This window comes from Sphingobacterium sp. LRF_L2, assembly GCF_965644235.1.
Classification (GTDB): domain Bacteria; phylum Bacteroidota; class Bacteroidia; order Sphingobacteriales; family Sphingobacteriaceae; genus Sphingobacterium.
Genome location: NZ_CBFFRI010000006.1, coordinates 192,002 through 207,615, shown reverse-complemented (window position 1 = coordinate 207,615; position 15,614 = coordinate 192,002). Strand labels below are relative to the sequence as shown.

At 39.9% G+C, this 15,614-nt stretch carries 14 protein-coding genes; 6 read left to right on the top strand and 8 right to left on the bottom strand.

What is annotated here, in order from left to right:
* Positions 1-247 precede the first annotated feature (247 nt).
* The 3 genes from ACSZOX_RS13745 (at position 248) to ACSZOX_RS13735 (ending at position 3,698) form a co-directional block, all read left to right on the top strand.
* The gene (locus ACSZOX_RS13745; protein ID WP_437920608.1) at positions 248-2,710 is read left to right on the top strand and encodes a TonB-dependent receptor; all 2,463 of its coding nucleotides are present in this window, start codon (positions 248-250) and stop codon (positions 2,708-2,710) included.
* A 173-nt stretch (positions 2,711-2,883) separates the two neighbouring features.
* A complete protein-coding gene (gene dtd, locus ACSZOX_RS13740) occupies positions 2,884-3,342 on the top strand; it encodes a D-aminoacyl-tRNA deacylase (RefSeq protein WP_437920607.1) in 459 nt (152 codons plus the stop codon).
* Positions 3,343-3,371: 29 nt separating this feature from the next.
* Positions 3,372-3,698, top strand: coding sequence for a nucleotide pyrophosphohydrolase (locus tag ACSZOX_RS13735; protein ID WP_437920606.1), 327 nt, complete (start codon positions 3,372-3,374; stop codon positions 3,696-3,698).
* A 60-nt stretch (positions 3,699-3,758) separates the two neighbouring features.
* On the opposite strand, the gene ACSZOX_RS13730 is transcribed toward ACSZOX_RS13735, so the two are convergent.
* Positions 3,759-4,520: an endonuclease/exonuclease/phosphatase family protein gene (locus ACSZOX_RS13730; protein WP_437920605.1), complete on the bottom strand. Its 762-nt coding sequence runs from the start codon at positions 4,518-4,520 to the stop codon at positions 3,759-3,761.
* A gap of 260 nt (positions 4,521-4,780) precedes the next feature.
* On the opposite strand from ACSZOX_RS13730, the gene ggt reads away from it, so the two are divergent.
* Positions 4,781-6,475 carry a gamma-glutamyltransferase gene (gene ggt / locus ACSZOX_RS13725; RefSeq protein WP_437920604.1) on the top strand — a complete coding sequence of 565 codons (1,695 nt, stop codon included), beginning with the start codon at positions 4,781-4,783 and terminating at the stop codon, positions 6,473-6,475.
* Positions 6,476-6,488: 13 nt separating this feature from the next.
* Here ggt and ACSZOX_RS13720 read toward each other — a convergent pair whose 3' ends face one another.
* A complete protein-coding gene (locus ACSZOX_RS13720; protein ID WP_437920603.1) occupies positions 6,489-7,805 on the bottom strand; it encodes a DNA recombination protein RmuC in 1,317 nt (438 codons plus the stop codon).
* A 27-nt stretch (positions 7,806-7,832) separates the two neighbouring features.
* Positions 7,833-9,020 carry a formimidoylglutamase gene (locus ACSZOX_RS13715; protein WP_437920602.1) on the bottom strand — a complete coding sequence of 396 codons (1,188 nt, stop codon included), beginning with the start codon at positions 9,018-9,020 and terminating at the stop codon, positions 7,833-7,835.
* 113 nt (positions 9,021-9,133) lie between these two features.
* Between ACSZOX_RS13715 and ACSZOX_RS13710 the strand changes: the two genes are divergently transcribed.
* On the top strand, positions 9,134-10,102 hold the full coding sequence (locus ACSZOX_RS13710) for an SDR family NAD(P)-dependent oxidoreductase (protein WP_437920601.1): 969 nt from the start codon (positions 9,134-9,136) through the stop codon (positions 10,100-10,102).
* Positions 10,103-10,126: 24 nt separating this feature from the next.
* Positions 10,127-11,422 carry an HAD-IB family phosphatase gene (locus tag ACSZOX_RS13705; protein ID WP_437920600.1) on the top strand — a complete coding sequence of 432 codons (1,296 nt, stop codon included), beginning with the start codon at positions 10,127-10,129 and terminating at the stop codon, positions 11,420-11,422.
* 57 nt (positions 11,423-11,479) lie between these two features.
* Here the strand turns inward: ACSZOX_RS13705 and ACSZOX_RS13700 are convergent, their stop codons facing one another.
* The 5 genes from ACSZOX_RS13700 to ACSZOX_RS13680 all read right to left on the bottom strand — a co-directional run bounded on the left by ACSZOX_RS13700 (position 11,480) and on the right by ACSZOX_RS13680 (position 15,594).
* Entirely contained in the window at positions 11,480-12,061 is a 582-nt protein-coding gene (locus ACSZOX_RS13700) for a 5-formyltetrahydrofolate cyclo-ligase (RefSeq protein WP_437920598.1), read from the bottom strand.
* 66 nt (positions 12,062-12,127) lie between these two features.
* A complete protein-coding gene (gene efp, locus ACSZOX_RS13695) occupies positions 12,128-12,688 on the bottom strand; it encodes an elongation factor P (protein WP_437920597.1) in 561 nt (186 codons plus the stop codon).
* 71 nt (positions 12,689-12,759) lie between these two features.
* The gene (locus tag ACSZOX_RS13690; protein WP_437920596.1) at positions 12,760-13,383 is read right to left on the bottom strand and encodes an ABC transporter ATP-binding protein; all 624 of its coding nucleotides are present in this window, start codon (positions 13,381-13,383) and stop codon (positions 12,760-12,762) included.
* A gap of 14 nt (positions 13,384-13,397) precedes the next feature.
* On the bottom strand, positions 13,398-14,195 hold the full coding sequence (gene lpxA / locus ACSZOX_RS13685) for an acyl-ACP--UDP-N-acetylglucosamine O-acyltransferase (protein WP_437920595.1): 798 nt from the start codon (positions 14,193-14,195) through the stop codon (positions 13,398-13,400).
* A 1-nt stretch (position 14,196) separates the two neighbouring features.
* A complete protein-coding gene (locus tag ACSZOX_RS13680) occupies positions 14,197-15,594 on the bottom strand; it encodes a bifunctional UDP-3-O-[3-hydroxymyristoyl] N-acetylglucosamine deacetylase/3-hydroxyacyl-ACP dehydratase (protein ID WP_437920594.1) in 1,398 nt (465 codons plus the stop codon).
* Positions 15,595-15,614 lie beyond the last annotated feature (20 nt).

Below are 15,614 nucleotides of genomic sequence, written 5' to 3'. Positions count from 1 at the left end.
AAAAAATTTTTTTACCCTGTTTAAAAAAAAATAATTTGCGTTTCTCAAATTATTCTTTATTTTTGCCCGTATCGAAAGGGGTGCCTTGTTTTAAAACACAAACACAGGCTGAGATTATACCCAGTTTCTTTTTTTAGGAACGCACCTGATCCAGATAATGCTGGCGTAGGGAAAAGGTTAGTTAAATGAGACGCTATTGCTGACCCCTGGTAATAGTTTGTTTAACTTAAATACAAGTTTCAATATCATGATGAAATCATTTGCGACACTGGCGTTAGTAGCCATGTCCAGCCTTGCGGTAGGCCAACAGCAACTGCGTGTAGAAGTGCTTAACGAGCAAAAGCAGCCACTGCGCAATGCCTCTGTGAATGTACGCAAAACACAATTATTTTCGCAGCAAACAGATACACAGGGAATAGCGGTATTCAGTCGCCTGCCAAACGGAAAGTATGCAATTACAGCTTCTTTTTTGGGGTATATCGCCAAAGATACGGTAATCCAACTACAGCCTGACAGCTATATTCAACTACAGCTTAGCCCAACCACTATTCGAACAGAAGAGGTACTGGTAAATGCAACTAGGGCAAAAAATAATGCATCTACAACGTTTAAAAATCTGGATAGACAAACTATCGAGAAATCCAATCTAGGACAAGATATCCCTTATTTGCTGGACCAAACTCCTTCCATTATCATAGGTTCTGATGCCGGAAATGGAATTGGCTACACCAATATGACTATCCGGGGATCCAATAATGAGCGTATCAATGTTACATTAGATGGAATTCCGCTGAATGACGCAGAAAGTATGGGCTCATTTTTTGTGAATTTACCAGATTTTGCCTCTAGTGTAGATAACATTCAGATTCAACGCGGTATCGGAACATCAACAAACGGAGCCGGAGCTTTTGGAGCATCCCTCAACATCCAAACGCAGGCGCTCAATGAGAAACCTTATGCAGAGTTGAATAACGCTTATGGTTCTTACAATTCATGGAAAAATACATTAAAAGCTGGAACAGGACTGATCGATGGTCGATATGCTTTTAATGCCCGACTATCACGTATCGCATCGGATGGCTATGTTAATCGTGCAAGCTCTGATCTTAAATCGTTCTATGTCGATGGCGGTATTTATGGTAAAAAGCAGACCTTAAAGGCTACTCTGTTTTCCGGAAAAGAGAAAACCTACCAAGCATGGTACGGCACTCCAGAACCTCTCGTCAAAGGAGACAGAAGTAAACTGGCCGACTACGCCGTTAACGCTTTTGGTTTCGATGAAAGCAGTAGCGAATATAGCCGCTTAATGAACGCAGACCGGACATACAACTACTACACATACGATAACCAAACGGATAATTATACACAGACCCACGCACGCCTGCATTACAATAACTTTATCAGCGACGTGCTGAACTTCAGTGTAGCATTACACTACACGCGTGGCGCAGGTTACTACGAAGAATACCGCCCTCAGGACAATTTCTCTAAGTATGGCATGGATGAGCTGACAATTGGAGGTGAAACTATTTCATCGTCAGATTTAATCCGCAGAAGATGGTTGGACAATCATTTTTATGGCACAACCTATGCGCTAAACTATACGCCTTCTACGAATCTAAAATTCACCTTTGGCGGTGCATACAACGAATATAAAGGTGATCATTATGGAGAAGTAATTTGGGCTCGATATGCTTCAAATAGCGAACTAGGCGACAAATACTATTTCAACGATGCTAAGAAAACAGATTTCAGTGTCTACGGAAAGATGGATTACACCCTAAACAAATGGCTCTTTAATTTGGATCTTCAATACCGTAATGTAAATTATAAGACGGCAGGAAACGACGATAAAATAAAAAACATTGACCTGAGCGATAACTTGAATTTCTTTAACCCGAAATTCGGGATGACTTATCTGATCTCTTCGCAAAGTAACGCTTATCTTTCTTATGCATATGCGAACAAAGAACCTATACGAAAAGATTATGTAGAGAATCCCCTCAGCGAATTTCCTCGTCCTGAGCGTATGCAGAATATTGAAGGCGGATACCGTTACAGCAGCAGCAATGTAAACATTGGTGCAAATCTTTATGCGATGCTTTACAAAGATCAACTGATCCCTACAGGTGCAATCAACGATGTCGGAGGAACCATACGTCAAAACGTACCTGATAGCTACCGCGTAGGATTAGAGCTCGATGCAGCGTGGAACATCACTTCGCAATTTACCTGGCGAGCAACAGCAGCTTTTAGTGAAAATAAAATAAAAAATTTCACGGAATACGTCGATGTTTATGATAACTGGGATTTTGTGGAAACGAAGGAAATCAAATACGACAAAACCGACATTGCGCTATCTGCTTCCACCATTTTATCCAATGAATTTGCTTATAGACCTCTGGAAAATCTAGAATTCAGTCTTCGTAGCAAATACGTATCTAGGCTTTTCCTCGATAATACAAGCTCAAATGACCGCAGTATAGACCCTTTTACAGTCACTAATTTTGGCACAAAATACAGCATATCCGCGTTTGGACTAAAGAATATAGATATCCTTTTACAAATCAACAATATTTTTAACGCAAAATATGAAACATCAGGATATACTTGGGGGTCGATGGATACCTCAGGCAACCGGAGTTACTACAATTTCTATTACCCACAGGCCACCACAAACTACATGTTAGGTTTAAATTTAAGATTTTAGTCAACCAAGCAAAGCTTGATCATTAGAACGGAGCCGCTGATTAGTGGCTCCGTTCTAATGAAATACCATCTTTACCCGTAATTGCGAGGGGCCGCTTTCAACACATGTTATCGAATGACATGCATTTACCTATTACTCTTTTTATTTTCATTTTTTACTTTTTAATTTGCAGTATGAGAGCAGTTATACAACGCGTATCTTTTGCAAGTTGTACCGTCGATGAACAGTGCACAGGAAAAATAGAACAAGGATTACTGGTATTATTGGGCGTTGAAGAGCTAGACAGTACTGAGGATATGGAGTGGCTTTCTCAAAAATTAGTAAACCTTAGAATCTTCTCTGATGAAGCGGGATTGATGAATAAATCCATACAAGATATTGGTGGAAATATTCTATTAATATCACAGTTTACTCTTTTTGCACAAACGAAAAAAGGAAATCGTCCATCTTTTATTCGCGCCGGAAAGCCCGACATCGCCAAACCTATGTATTTAGACATGGGGAGACGACTCAGCGTTCTATTAGGCAAAGAAGTACAAATGGGAATTTTTGGAGTAGATATGAAAATAGACCTTCGAAATGATGGCCCGGTAACGATCGTTATGAATACAAAAGATAAAGAGAATTTTTAATACGGTATTTTAATCATCTATTTTACATTATGACAATTAAGGAAGCACAACACATTATCGACAAATGGATCAACAGCACAGGTATACGCTACTTTAACGAGCTCACGAACACAGCCATTCTAATGGAAGAAGTGGGGGAAGTTGCTCGGATAATGGCGAGAAAATATGGAGAACAATCGTTTAAAAAATCGGATGAGGATGTTGATTTGGGCGATGAAATGGCTGACGTACTTTTTGTTTTAATGTGCCTAGCAAACCAAACGGGTATAGACCTAACCGAAGCTCTTCACAAAAACCTTGAAAAGAAGTCGATCCGTGATGCAGATAGGCATAAAAACAATGAAAAACTAAAATAGGGTATACATTTTCAGTAGTACGGACGGCATTAATTAGGCATTTTTATACCATAAAAGGTATTACTTGATTTCTATTTCTGCAAATAATGCCAAATGATCAGAAGCTGTATTTTCGGCCAGCCTTTTATAAGTTTTCCACGAGAATTTAGTATGCTTGCCGACAGTAATATAATCAATCTCTACTGTTGGGTCGATATTTGGATGTGTTGGCCCATTGGTACTCGTATTTCGTACGAAATACTCATCAAGTATTTTTATAACCTCACTATCAGGAGATGCATTAAAATCACCTACCAAAATTAACGGCCGATCATACCAGTCGCCTAATTCTGTGATATATCTCGCTTGAGCGAGTCTATTCGACTCCTTTAAATCCAGGTGCGTGTTCGCAAAGGAAATTACCTTCTTATTCGACAATTCAATATCTACAATGGCTAAACAGCGGTTTTCACTAGCTTCCAACATAGGTAAATCATACCGCCTATTACCTACAATCTTATGCTTTGAAAGGATTAAGGTACCATACTCCCCATCTTCCAAATCGATACCCTTAGCAAAATAATAATACATATCGGTAAGCATTGCCAACGCACGGGCTTGATCAACAAACTGCGATCGTGAAACTCGAATATCGACCTCTTGAATCCCGACAATATCTGCCTTAGCATCTTTTATAACAGCAGCAATACGGTCCAAATCAATTTTAGCCGATTCAGCGGGAGGATTACCATGATGTATATTAAAAGAAAGAATACGAAGGTCCTGTGCCGAAAGCAATCCAGAACACACGATAAAAAAAGTAAATAGAATTATTCTTTTCATGTTGCTGATTCCCTAAATATGGTAAAATTGATTAACACTTTTTCCGATAGCACGCATACGAACCATTCCAAACAATCCATCCTTCCCACTATGCTAAAGTTACTAATTTCAGCCTATTAATACGAAAAAACCACAACATCTCTCCCAAATAAATTGTGAATGGCACTTCTAATAAATTTATTTCGTAAGAAATTTTCAATTCAAGCTTCAAAGTAGAGGTATAATTTTGCTTTAAAAGTCAAAATATCTAAGTTTACTTCATGAAAATACGCTTATCTTTCTCCGCTATTTTATTTCTATTTATTTCTTGTGCTGTTCAGTCAAATAAAAGCACCAGAACCGCTGCAAAAGAGTTCAACAATGCAGCTGTTATTACCGCACATCCACTCGCCTCTCAAGTAGGTGTAGAAATTCTCCAAAAAGGAGGAAATGCAATCGATGCTGCCATCGCTGTGCAATTTGCTTTAGCAGTAGTTTATCCAAATGCTGGAAACATTGGTGGCGGTGGATTCATGGTGTACCGCAGTAATCAAGGTGACATATTATCATTGGATTTCAGAGAAAAAGCACCAGGAAGTGCGCATCGCGACATGTATCTAGATAACCAGGGGAATCCTATAACCGACCTTAGCTTATATGGATCTTTAGCCGCGGGCGTCCCTGGATCGGTAGCAGGAATGGAAGAAGCGCATAAAAAACTTGGTTCATTACCTTGGCGCAGCCTACTCAATCCGGCTATTGCTTTAGCTGAAAAGGGATTTGCTATCACCGAACAGCAAGCCAAGGAATTTAATGAACATCAGGCTATTTTCAGGAAGTTAAATCAAAAAAATCCCGCTATAGTTCGCGAAAAACCGTGGAACACAGGTGATATCTTTGTACAAAATCAACTGAAAGAGACGCTACAGCGTATTGCCGACCAAGGAGCAAAAGGTTTCTATGAAGGAAAAACAGCAGACCTCATCGTGGCCGAAATGAAACGTGGTAATGGAATCATATCTCATGCAGATCTTTCAAATTACAATGCCGTATGGCGGGCGCCAATAGCAGGACAATATAAAAACTATAAGATCATTTCTATGCCTCCTCCTTCGAGCGGAGGTATTGCACTACTAGCCTTGCTTCAATCGGTAGAAAATTACCCGCTGGCAAAATGGGGATTTCAGTCGGATAGTACCATTAGAGCAATGGTTGAGTCGGAACGCCGGGTCTACGCCGACCGTGCTACACACTTAGGGGATCCCGATTTTTATACTGTCCCTGTAGAAAATCTGACAGATAGAAAGTTCAATCAAGAACGTATGGCCAAGGTTAACCTGCAACAGGCCACTCCAAGTTCTGCCGTACAAGCCACCAAATTTCCAGGTTACGAATCGGAGGAAACAACACATTTTTGTATCGTAGATAAGGCGGGTAATGCCGTATCTCTGACGACAACACTCAATGGATCATACGGTTCTTGTGTATGGGTAGAAGGTGCGGGGTTCCTTCTGAACAATGAAATGGACGATTTTTCTGTAAAACCAGGAACTCCTAATTTATATGGACTACTAGGTGGTAAAGCCAATGCCATTGCACCGAATAAACGAATGCTCAGTGCAATGTCTCCAACGATTGTAGAAGAGAACGGCAAACTGAAGATGGTTATCGGGACACCTGGGGGCTCCACCATTATCACTTCTGTTTTCCAAGGCATTTTAAATGTCGTCGAATTTGGAATGGATGCCCAAGAATCTGTATCTGCGCCACGCTTCCACCACCAATGGAAACCAGATCGTATCGATGTGGAAGAACATGCAGTAAACCCGACTACACGAGAAAGTCTAGAAAAAGATGGCTATTCAATCTATAAAAGAGGAAACATTGGACGTATGGAAAATATTCTCGTGCTTCCCAATGGTAAGCTACAGACGGGTGCAGATCCGCGCGGGGATGACTTTGCGGCAGGCTACTAGCCGGCCACGTCGCTTAATCCAAGAAACGCGTATCGATTTGTTTATTTGCTTTAGCACCCAACACTTTCAGATTCTCAACCTTTCGAATGACGTTACCGGCTCCGCTCGAAAGTTTCTTCATTGCATCTTGATGTTTCTCCGTTGCTTTTTGCAAATAAGCATCAATCTGCTGCATATCTTGCAAAAAGCCAACAAATTTGTCGTACAAAGCGCCTGCCTCTTTTGCAATTTCCAATACATTACGGTTTTGCCGCTCTTGTACCCAAATACTCGCAATTGTGCGTAAAGTAGCCAATAATGTAGATGGACTTACAATAACTACTCTTCTATCCCAAGCATCAGAGAACAGATCAGGCTTCTCACGCACGGCCAAACTTAACGCCGATTCTATGGGCATAAAAAGTAATACAAAGTCCGGGGAATGTATACTGTACAGATCTTGGTAATTTTTCGCAGAAAGTTCCCGCACATGACTTTCAATCGACCGCACATGTTGCAATAAATATTGCGCTTGTTCTAATTCTTCTTCCGCATTCACCCAGCGCTCGTAAGCCACCAGTGAAACCTTTGAATCAACAACCAGATGTTTCTCATCGGGCAACAAAATAATTGCATCTGGAATTTTTCGAACATCTTCCTCTTTGAATACCGTTTGTAGACGGTATTCCTGATCTTTAACTAGCCCCGATCTTTCCAACACTCTTTCTAAAATAATCTCCCCCCAATTGCCTTGCTTTTTTGTATCACCTTTTAACGCCTTTGTCAGGTTATTTGCCTCATTTTTTATCAGCAGACTCTGCTGCATAAGTTGCTCAACGACTCCCTTCAACACATTACGTTCCGCAGATTCATGCTGATACGTCCGCTCCACCTTCTCTTCGAATGTCTTTATTTTATCTTTTAACGGATTCAGGATCTGATCCATTTGCTGTTGATTAAGATCGGTAAACTTCTTTGTTTTTTCCTCCAGAATACGGTTTGCCATATGCTGGAATTCCAAGTGAAATTGCTCGCGAAGACGTGCCATTTCTTCCTGTTGTTGCTGGAATTTTTCCTGTTGCGCCTGAAGATAGGCATGGGTACTTTCTAATGTACGCTCTACAGCAGTACGTTCTCTACGTTCTCTTTCCAGTGCCTGTTCCAACGTTAGCTTATTTTCGTGAAGCATCTTTTCACGCTCTTGAACTTTCGTCAGCTCCATTGACGCTAGATTATACTGTTGCTTCAATTGCTCGAACTCTACCCGGGCTACCCGTTGCCCATTCGCTCGAACCAACACCAACAATAACACAACTAAAGTCCCAATAACTACAAATAGAACGACTTCCATCAATATCAACTCCTTCTTGTTTAATTATTATTGTAATTTTTGATGTGTTTTCCACCAGAGATCAGGCATATCCCCTGCAACCGCCTGTTGGTAATCTTCATAACGGCAAGGCACCCAATAATATCGTTCATTAATTGATTTTGATCCAAAATAAGGAACCTGCATCCACCAACGGTCCGATTTTTTACTTTTCACAAAAACAAGTTCGTAATCATCATTTTCCAAAGTAGTTCGATAAATTATATAAGCCGATTTTGGAACCAAAGGCGCATCATTTTTTCGATTATAATAACCATCGATAAAACACCAAATCATTTGTGCAACAAGGCTCGCCGTATGTCCCATTGGATCAAATGTAGGGTTATATTCATAAAACCCTATGGAAGAACATTTATCGGACATCCCCGCATATCGCGCTAGTTGACAAGCTTCATCACCATATAATCCATTTGGAAATGCATTAGCATTTCCTGGGGCTTCTGATGCCCGGATGGACCCAATATCAAAACTCACCATATCAGCCGCTCTTATCAACGGTTCCGCCTGATCAAGGCGTCCAGCCATCATACCAATACGCATCGTGCTAAAAAAAAGCTTGTCATACATATTAACAGACTCTTTACTGACCAGATACGTTTGATAAGCCAAATTACTCAAATTGAACAGGTAATCAGGTTGGTGTAAGATAATATGATTAAGATAAGTGTTCGATGTTAATGCTGTCTCCTCTCCGTTTTCCTGATCAAGATCAAACTTAGCGTCAATGACAGCCACTTCTACCCTTTGCTCCAAGCCTTCATAGGCCATGTACTGTGCATAGGTAAGATCCTGACCTCCGCCTATTATGATTGGTGTCATATCCAACTTAATAAGTTCCTCTACAACAGTCTTCAAGGCGACATAAGTATCGCGCACCGTTGCCCCAGCTTGTATATTGCCAAGATCTGCTATACGAACCTGATAATCACCCTGATACAAGTTGTACAAATATTTCCGTACTGCATCCGGAGACTTCTTCGTTCCCATATTGTTAACAGAAACTCTCTCCTCCTCTACACCAATCAAAACAAGATGAGGTTTTAGTTCTGGGCTTTGTAGATCTGGAAAGGATTCTTCATAAGCGGCAATAGATTTTCCAAATTGAGAACTGTAAAAATCCGTTCCAGAGCAAAAATCACTTATAGAAATCGGAGAAAAAAAATCAGCTAATGACATAGAATACTGGGTATGAATGTGACAAAAAAAGAAACAATGTACTGAGTATTTCGCAAATATGCATTTATTAAGCTATTTTTGGAAAGAATAAGTTTTCAACAATAAGTTAGCAAGTGGTATTAGTAACAGGTGGAACAGGTTTTTTGGGATCTACATTGATCAAATTTTTGGTTGACGAAGGCGTTGCTGTCATTGCAATAAAACGTGCAGCATCACATATACCCGATATATTAAGATCTTCTTCGTTAGTGCAGTGGTTCGATGCAGACGTAACCGACTACTTTGCACTTGCAGATTTATTTTCGGAAGTAAAAGAGGTTTATCACTGTGCTGCAAAAATTTCGTATCAAAAGGCCGATTGGGATGATATGCTACATACCAACATCGAAGGAACAAAGCATATCGTAAATCTCTGTCTCGAGCATGGTGCAAGACTTATCCATGTGAGTTCTATAGCCGCCATTGGTCCAAGCAAAGCAAACGAGTTGATCACTGAAGACACCAAATGGGATGAAGGTGCCTACATTTCCAAATATGCACTTTCCAAATATGAAAGCGAAATGGAAGTGTGGCGGGGCATTGTAGAGGGACTAGACGCTGTCATTGTCAATCCCTCGGTCATTATGGGTCTGGGAACAGGAAAGAAAGCGTCAAAGGTAATCTTCGATATGGTTAATCGCGGCCTAAAAATTTATCCTCCTGGAACGGTAGGAATCGTAGATGTAGAGGACGTTTCACGCATCATGATCGCTTTAATGGCGCAATCCCATATCTCTGGAGAACGATTCATTCTTAACAGTGAAAATTTGACGAATAAAAGTCTATTGGAACGTATTGCCCGTCTTATCAACAAACCTGCCCCAACGATAGAAGCAAAACAGGCTATACTGGAAATTGCATGGCGGGCATCCACATGCTTAGCCTGGATAAGGGGAAAACGTCCGACACTCACCAAAGATGCCGCAAGGGCATCCGCCGCGAAATGGGCTTATTCAAACCAAAAGATAACAGACACTACAGGATATCATTTCAAACCAGTTGATGTAACTTTGCAAGAAATGAGTCTAGAATATAAACCGTAATCAGAAAATCAAACTAAACAAACTGTGAAAAATTACTACATCATTGATTTCGATAGTACATTTACACAAGTCGAAGCATTGGACGAACTAGCAAGAATTTCGCTAGAAGGTCATCCAGACAGGGAAGTTATTTATCAACAAATAGAGGATTTCACCAATCTTGCTATGGAGGGAAAGATTTCCTTCAGAGAAAGTCTTGCTGGCCGAGTAAAATTGCTAAATGCGAACAAGAGCCATCTCGATAAGCTCGTTTCACATTTAAAGAAAAAAGTATCTCGTTCCTTCGATCGCAACAAAGACTTTTTCAAGAAAAATGAAGATACAGCTTGGATTGTTTCTGGAGGTTTCAAAGAATTCATTACTCCTGTCGTAACCCCATATCATATCAAGAAGGAAAACATCTACGCCAATACGTTTAAATTTGACGATGAGGGCAATATCATAGGATACGACGAATCCAACCCACTCTCAGATGAGGGAGGAAAAGTAAAACTATTGAAGGAGCTACAAATCGATGGACGTATTTTCGGTATAGGCGATGGTTATTCCGATTTTCAATTAAAAGAATCTGGACTAATCGAAAAATTTTTCGCATTCACGGAAAACATATCGCGTAAAAGTGTTACGGAAAAAGCCGATCACATTACGCCTAGCTTCGACGAATTTCTATATGTAAACGATCTACCTCGCGCAATATCCTATCCAAAGAATAGAATCCTATGCCTTATCATCGGTGAGGTTCCCGAAATAGCGGTGCACATCCTGAAACGAGATGGATTCTCTGTGCGAATCAAAGACTCATTCGAAGAAAAATACACAAAGGACGTAGGTCTACTACTCCTTGCTGATGGGATTTCAATTGACGATGAACAATTATCAAAAGCTGATAAATTAAAAACCATAGGTTTCTTGGGAGATGTCAAAGGGCATATCAACAAGCAGATATGTCTCGAGAAAGGTATTGTAATATTTGACGATAAGAAAAATAAAAAGAGAAATTCAGAATTTATTCCTCGGCGAATGGCAGATTTCATCAATAACGGAGATACGTCCATGAGTCGAAATTTCCCAAATCTAATCCTTCCTCGCCTCACGCAAGCTCATCGCTTATTACATATCCATAAGAATGTGCCTGGCATTATGGCGCAGATCAACAATGTCTATGCAGAAAATGACATCAACATCATCTCGCAATTTCTGATGACAAAAGGTGAAATTGGCTATGCCGTAACCGATATTCACACCGCTTACGATAAAAATATCCTCAAGCAATTGAAGCAGATCGAGAACACTATTAAGTTCAGAATTCTATATAAGTAAAAAGCATAAGAAAGAATCGCCTGTGAGATCTTCAACATGGTACATAAGCGATTCTTTCTACTTCTCTGAAAAGACCCATTTGTTTTCCGGTGTCACCAACACATTCAAGGGGATATCAAATGGACCAACATCATCAATTCGATCTACCGGCTCGAAATAAGAAAGTCCAATTTTTTTGCAATCAGGTCTACATTTGGCTAAAAATCGATCGTAAAATCCCTTCCCATAGCCCACTCTATTACCTAGAGTATCCGCAACCAACAAAGGAATTAACACCATATCTAGCAACCGTTCAGGCACAACATCTCCACGGACAGGCTCCATAATTCCCCATTCGTTTTCGACAAATTCAAGATGTTCCGAAAATAAAAAGTGCGACATGGAATAGTCAGCCACGTTACTTGCACTCACCACGATATTGACCTGTGGATGATGGGTATTCATCCACCTTATAAAATGCCACATATCTGGTTCTTTATGACGAATAATCGGCAAAAAACAATGTAAGTACCTTACTCCTTGCCAATCCATATCGTGAAGCCGAAAGAATAACTCGTGGTTATATCGCACGAAATCAACATCGCTCAATTCCCTACGCAATTCCTTATATTTCTTTCTTAATGCATCTTTTGTCATCATGAAAAAAAAAACGGTCTTGCGCTTGAGCAGCTAACAAGACCGAATAATCAACCTAAACCTAAAGCCTTATTTCACGCGTTCGATATAATCTCCCGTACGTGTATCAATTTTCACTCGGTCTCCCTGATTAATGAACAACGGTACACGAATCTCAACACCAGTTTCAACTGTTGCTAACTTCAATGCATTCGTCGATGTATCACCTTTTACCGCAGGTTCCGTATATGTAATTTCCAATTCTACCGTCGTCGGTGCCTGTGCCATGATAGGCTCATCACTTTCAAACGCAATAATAACATTCATTCCCTCTTTAAGAAAGCGGGCTGTATCACCAAACAATCCTTTAGGAATGTTAAATTGGTCATAAGTCGCATTATCCATTACCACAAAGAAATCACCCTCATCATAAAGATATTGGTAATCATTTGTTTCTACGCGAGCAATTTCTACTTCTTCATCCGTTCTAAAGCGATATTCTACTAATTTACCGGAACGTACATTACGCATACGAGCCTGATAAAAGGCACGTAAGTTCCCCGGTGTACGGTGAATAAACTCTTCCACAGCAACTAGCTCCCCATTAAAACGGAGTATATTTCCTGATTTTACTTCAGATGCTTTTGACATAACAATCTTTTTGAATTTTAGCGTTACAAAACTACAAAATATACGGCTTTTATAAAACCTTTGTTTCTTTCTTATTTAAAATCAAGAACATGAATAAACTCGTCGCAAAATGCATATTCTTTCTCTTGATTTGATCCAATCAATAAAAGACGATCTACACCACAGGTTTCATTTACTAATGATAAATACCAAGCTTCACCATCTAGATCTAAATTACTCGTTGGCTCATCCAATAGCACAATCGGGGTATCAGAACAACAAGCCAAAGCCAATTTCACACGTTGCTTCATCCCCGACGAGAAAAAACGGATTTCCTTATCAAGAGCTTTATGTAGATTCATCCTTTCTACCACGCTGTCAAAATCAAAGCCCTTTAAATAGGATTTAAAGCGGAAATGAAATTCGATCATTTCACGTAGAGTCAACTCTTCTACAAGTTCAATATAAGGAGCAGCAATACTTAAAAGTTGAAAAATTTGCTCAACTGAAATAACCTGATGTTGAAGATCACGGTATTGTATCTCACCCTCACTGGCAGATAAACTCCCCGACACTGTTTTCAGTAGCGTAGATTTACCGGAACCATTGGGTCCAAGAATTGCATACTTTTTTCCTAACGAGAAGGAATAATCGACATGTCGAAAAATCCACTCCCTGTTATACCGACGACCTAAATTAAGTAAAGTTATATTCAATAAATATCCTTCTGTTAAAGTGTAGAGATTCGTCCCTGATTAAAACCCTTTATAACCCCTCTGTTCGAATTGCGAACAAAAGATAAAATTTCATCCCGCAATTCCGTTGGTGCAAATTCCGCTTCAATCAAATCAAGTGCTTTCGTTAAGTTCCGATTCTGAACGAATAACACCCTGTAAATATCTTGTATCTCAGTAATTTGCCCCGCAGTAAAACCTCTGCGACGTAAGCCTACGGAGTTAATTCCAGCATAGGAAATTGGTTCACGTGCAGCTTTTATAAAAGGAGGTACATCCTTCCGCACCAAGGTTCCACCAGTAACAAATGCATGAGAACCTATTTTACAAAACTGATGTACGGCAACCATTCCCGCTAACACGACATAATCACCTACCGTGATATGTCCTGCTAGTGTACTTGAATTGGAAAAAATACAATTATCGCCTACAAAACAATCGTGAGCAATATGACTGTAAGCCTGTATAAGACAATTTTTCCCAATTACAGTCCTGTAGCGATCCTTTGTTCCACGATTGATCGTTACACATTCACGAATGGTTGTATTGTCTCCGATTTCTGCTGTTGTAACCTCACCTTCGAACTTTAAATCTTGAGGCTCTCCTGAAATAACTGCTCCTGGAAAGATTCTACAATTTTTACCTATTCGAGCACCGTTCATGATTGTCACATTAGATCCAATCCAAGTTCCTTCTCCGATTTCGACATCTTTATGAATGGTTGAGAAGGGTTCTACCACCACATTCTGAGCGATCTTCGCCTCGGGATGTATGTATGATAACGGTTGTATCATGTTAATTATCTTTTACTTTTACAATTTGAGCCATCAATTCGGCTTCACTAACTACTTTATCTCCCACCATACCTACACTCTTCATGCGTGCAATGCCTCTGCGAATAGGTTCCAACAATTCGCAGTTGAAAATAATGGTATCTCCGGGGGTTACCTGATTCTTAAAACGAGCATTTTCAATCTTTAGGAACAACGTCAACCAATTTTGTGGATCAGGAACCGTATTTAAAACCAAGATTCCACCTGTTTGCGCCATAGCTTCAATCTGCAAAACACCAGGAAAAACAGGAGATCCTGGAAAATGCCCCATAAATAAATCTTCATTCATAGTTACATTCTTTAAACCCACCACATGCGTATCGGAGAGTTCCAAAATCTTATCAATCATCAGGAAGGGTTGACGATGAGGCAAAATATTCATAATCTGCACGGTATCGTAAACTGGCGTCATATTAGGGTTATACACCTTCATATTCTTACGATTCTTATCTTTTTTTATTTGTGCTTTTATCTTTTTTGCGAAAGCAGCGTTAGCAGCATGACCAGGACGAGCGGCCATGATATGACCTTTCAAAGGACGTCCTACCAATGCAAGGTCCCCAATCATGTCAAGTAACTTATGACGTGCAGGTTCATTCTGGTAGCGAAGTTGAATATTATTCAAAATTCCTTCGTTAGCGACCTCAACAGATTTGTTAAATAAACCGGAAAGTTTATCCAACTCCTCTTTACTAACTTCTTTATCGACAATAACAATAGCGTTAGAAAGATCTCCTCCTTTTATCAAATTGTGATTCAGAAGGCTTTCCAATTCATGCAAGAAGCAGAAAGTCCGTGAAGCAGAGATTTCATTTTGAAATTCAGTGATATTACTTATAGATGCATGTTGGCTACCTAACACCGGAGAGTTAAAGTCAATCATACAAGTCAAGCGGTAACCATCCAAAGGCATGGCAATAATCTCTACACGACGATCCTTCTCTACATAAGAAATATTATCTTTAATCTCGTAATAATCACGATCAGCATCTTGGTCAATAAACCCAACTTCCAGAAGCTTTTCCACGTAAATCTTGGAACTTCCATCTAAGATAGGCACCTCAGGACCATCAATTTCAATAAGGACATTATCGATTTGCAGCCCAACTAAAGCTGCCATCAAATGTTCTATCGTACTTATCGAAGCGCCATTTTGGGTAATTGTAGTCCCCCGAGAGGTATCAGACACATTATCTGCATCAACTGCAACAATAGGGCTCCCCTCTATATCAACTCGTTTAAATTTATACCAATGAAATTCTGCTGCAGGTTTGATCGTCATATTAACGGCTTTCCCCGTATGTAATCCTATCCCCGAAATAGATATCTCAGACAATATTGTCCTTTGTTTTACATTCATATCCAACATTCTATTGATCA

Bases quoted from the DNA above. Each gene is read 5' to 3' on its own strand.
- ACSZOX_RS13745 (WP_437920608.1), top strand. From the start codon at position 248: ATGATGAAATCATTTGCGACACTGGCGTTAGTAGCCATGTCCAGCCTT.
- dtd (WP_437920607.1), top strand. From the start codon at position 2,884: ATGAGAGCAGTTATACAACGCGTATCTTTTGCAAGTTGTACCGTCGAT.
- ACSZOX_RS13735 (WP_437920606.1), top strand. From the start codon at position 3,372: ATGACAATTAAGGAAGCACAACACATTATCGACAAATGGATCAACAGC.
- ACSZOX_RS13730 (WP_437920605.1), bottom strand. From the start codon at position 4,520: ATGAAAAGAATAATTCTATTTACTTTTTTTATCGTGTGTTCTGGATTG.
- ggt (WP_437920604.1), top strand. From the start codon at position 4,781: ATGAAAATACGCTTATCTTTCTCCGCTATTTTATTTCTATTTATTTCT.
- ACSZOX_RS13720 (WP_437920603.1), bottom strand. From the start codon at position 7,805: ATGGAAGTCGTTCTATTTGTAGTTATTGGGACTTTAGTTGTGTTATTG.
- ACSZOX_RS13715 (WP_437920602.1), bottom strand. From the start codon at position 9,020: ATGTCATTAGCTGATTTTTTTTCTCCGATTTCTATAAGTGATTTTTGC.
- ACSZOX_RS13700 (WP_437920598.1), bottom strand. From the start codon at position 12,061: ATGATGACAAAAGATGCATTAAGAAAGAAATATAAGGAATTGCGTAGG.
- efp (WP_437920597.1), bottom strand. From the start codon at position 12,688: ATGTCAAAAGCATCTGAAGTAAAATCAGGAAATATACTCCGTTTTAAT.
- lpxA (WP_437920595.1), bottom strand. From the start codon at position 14,195: ATGATACAACCGTTATCATACATACATCCCGAGGCGAAGATCGCTCAG.
- ACSZOX_RS13680 (WP_437920594.1), bottom strand. From the start codon at position 15,594: ATGAATGTAAAACAAAGGACAATATTGTCTGAGATATCTATTTCGGGG.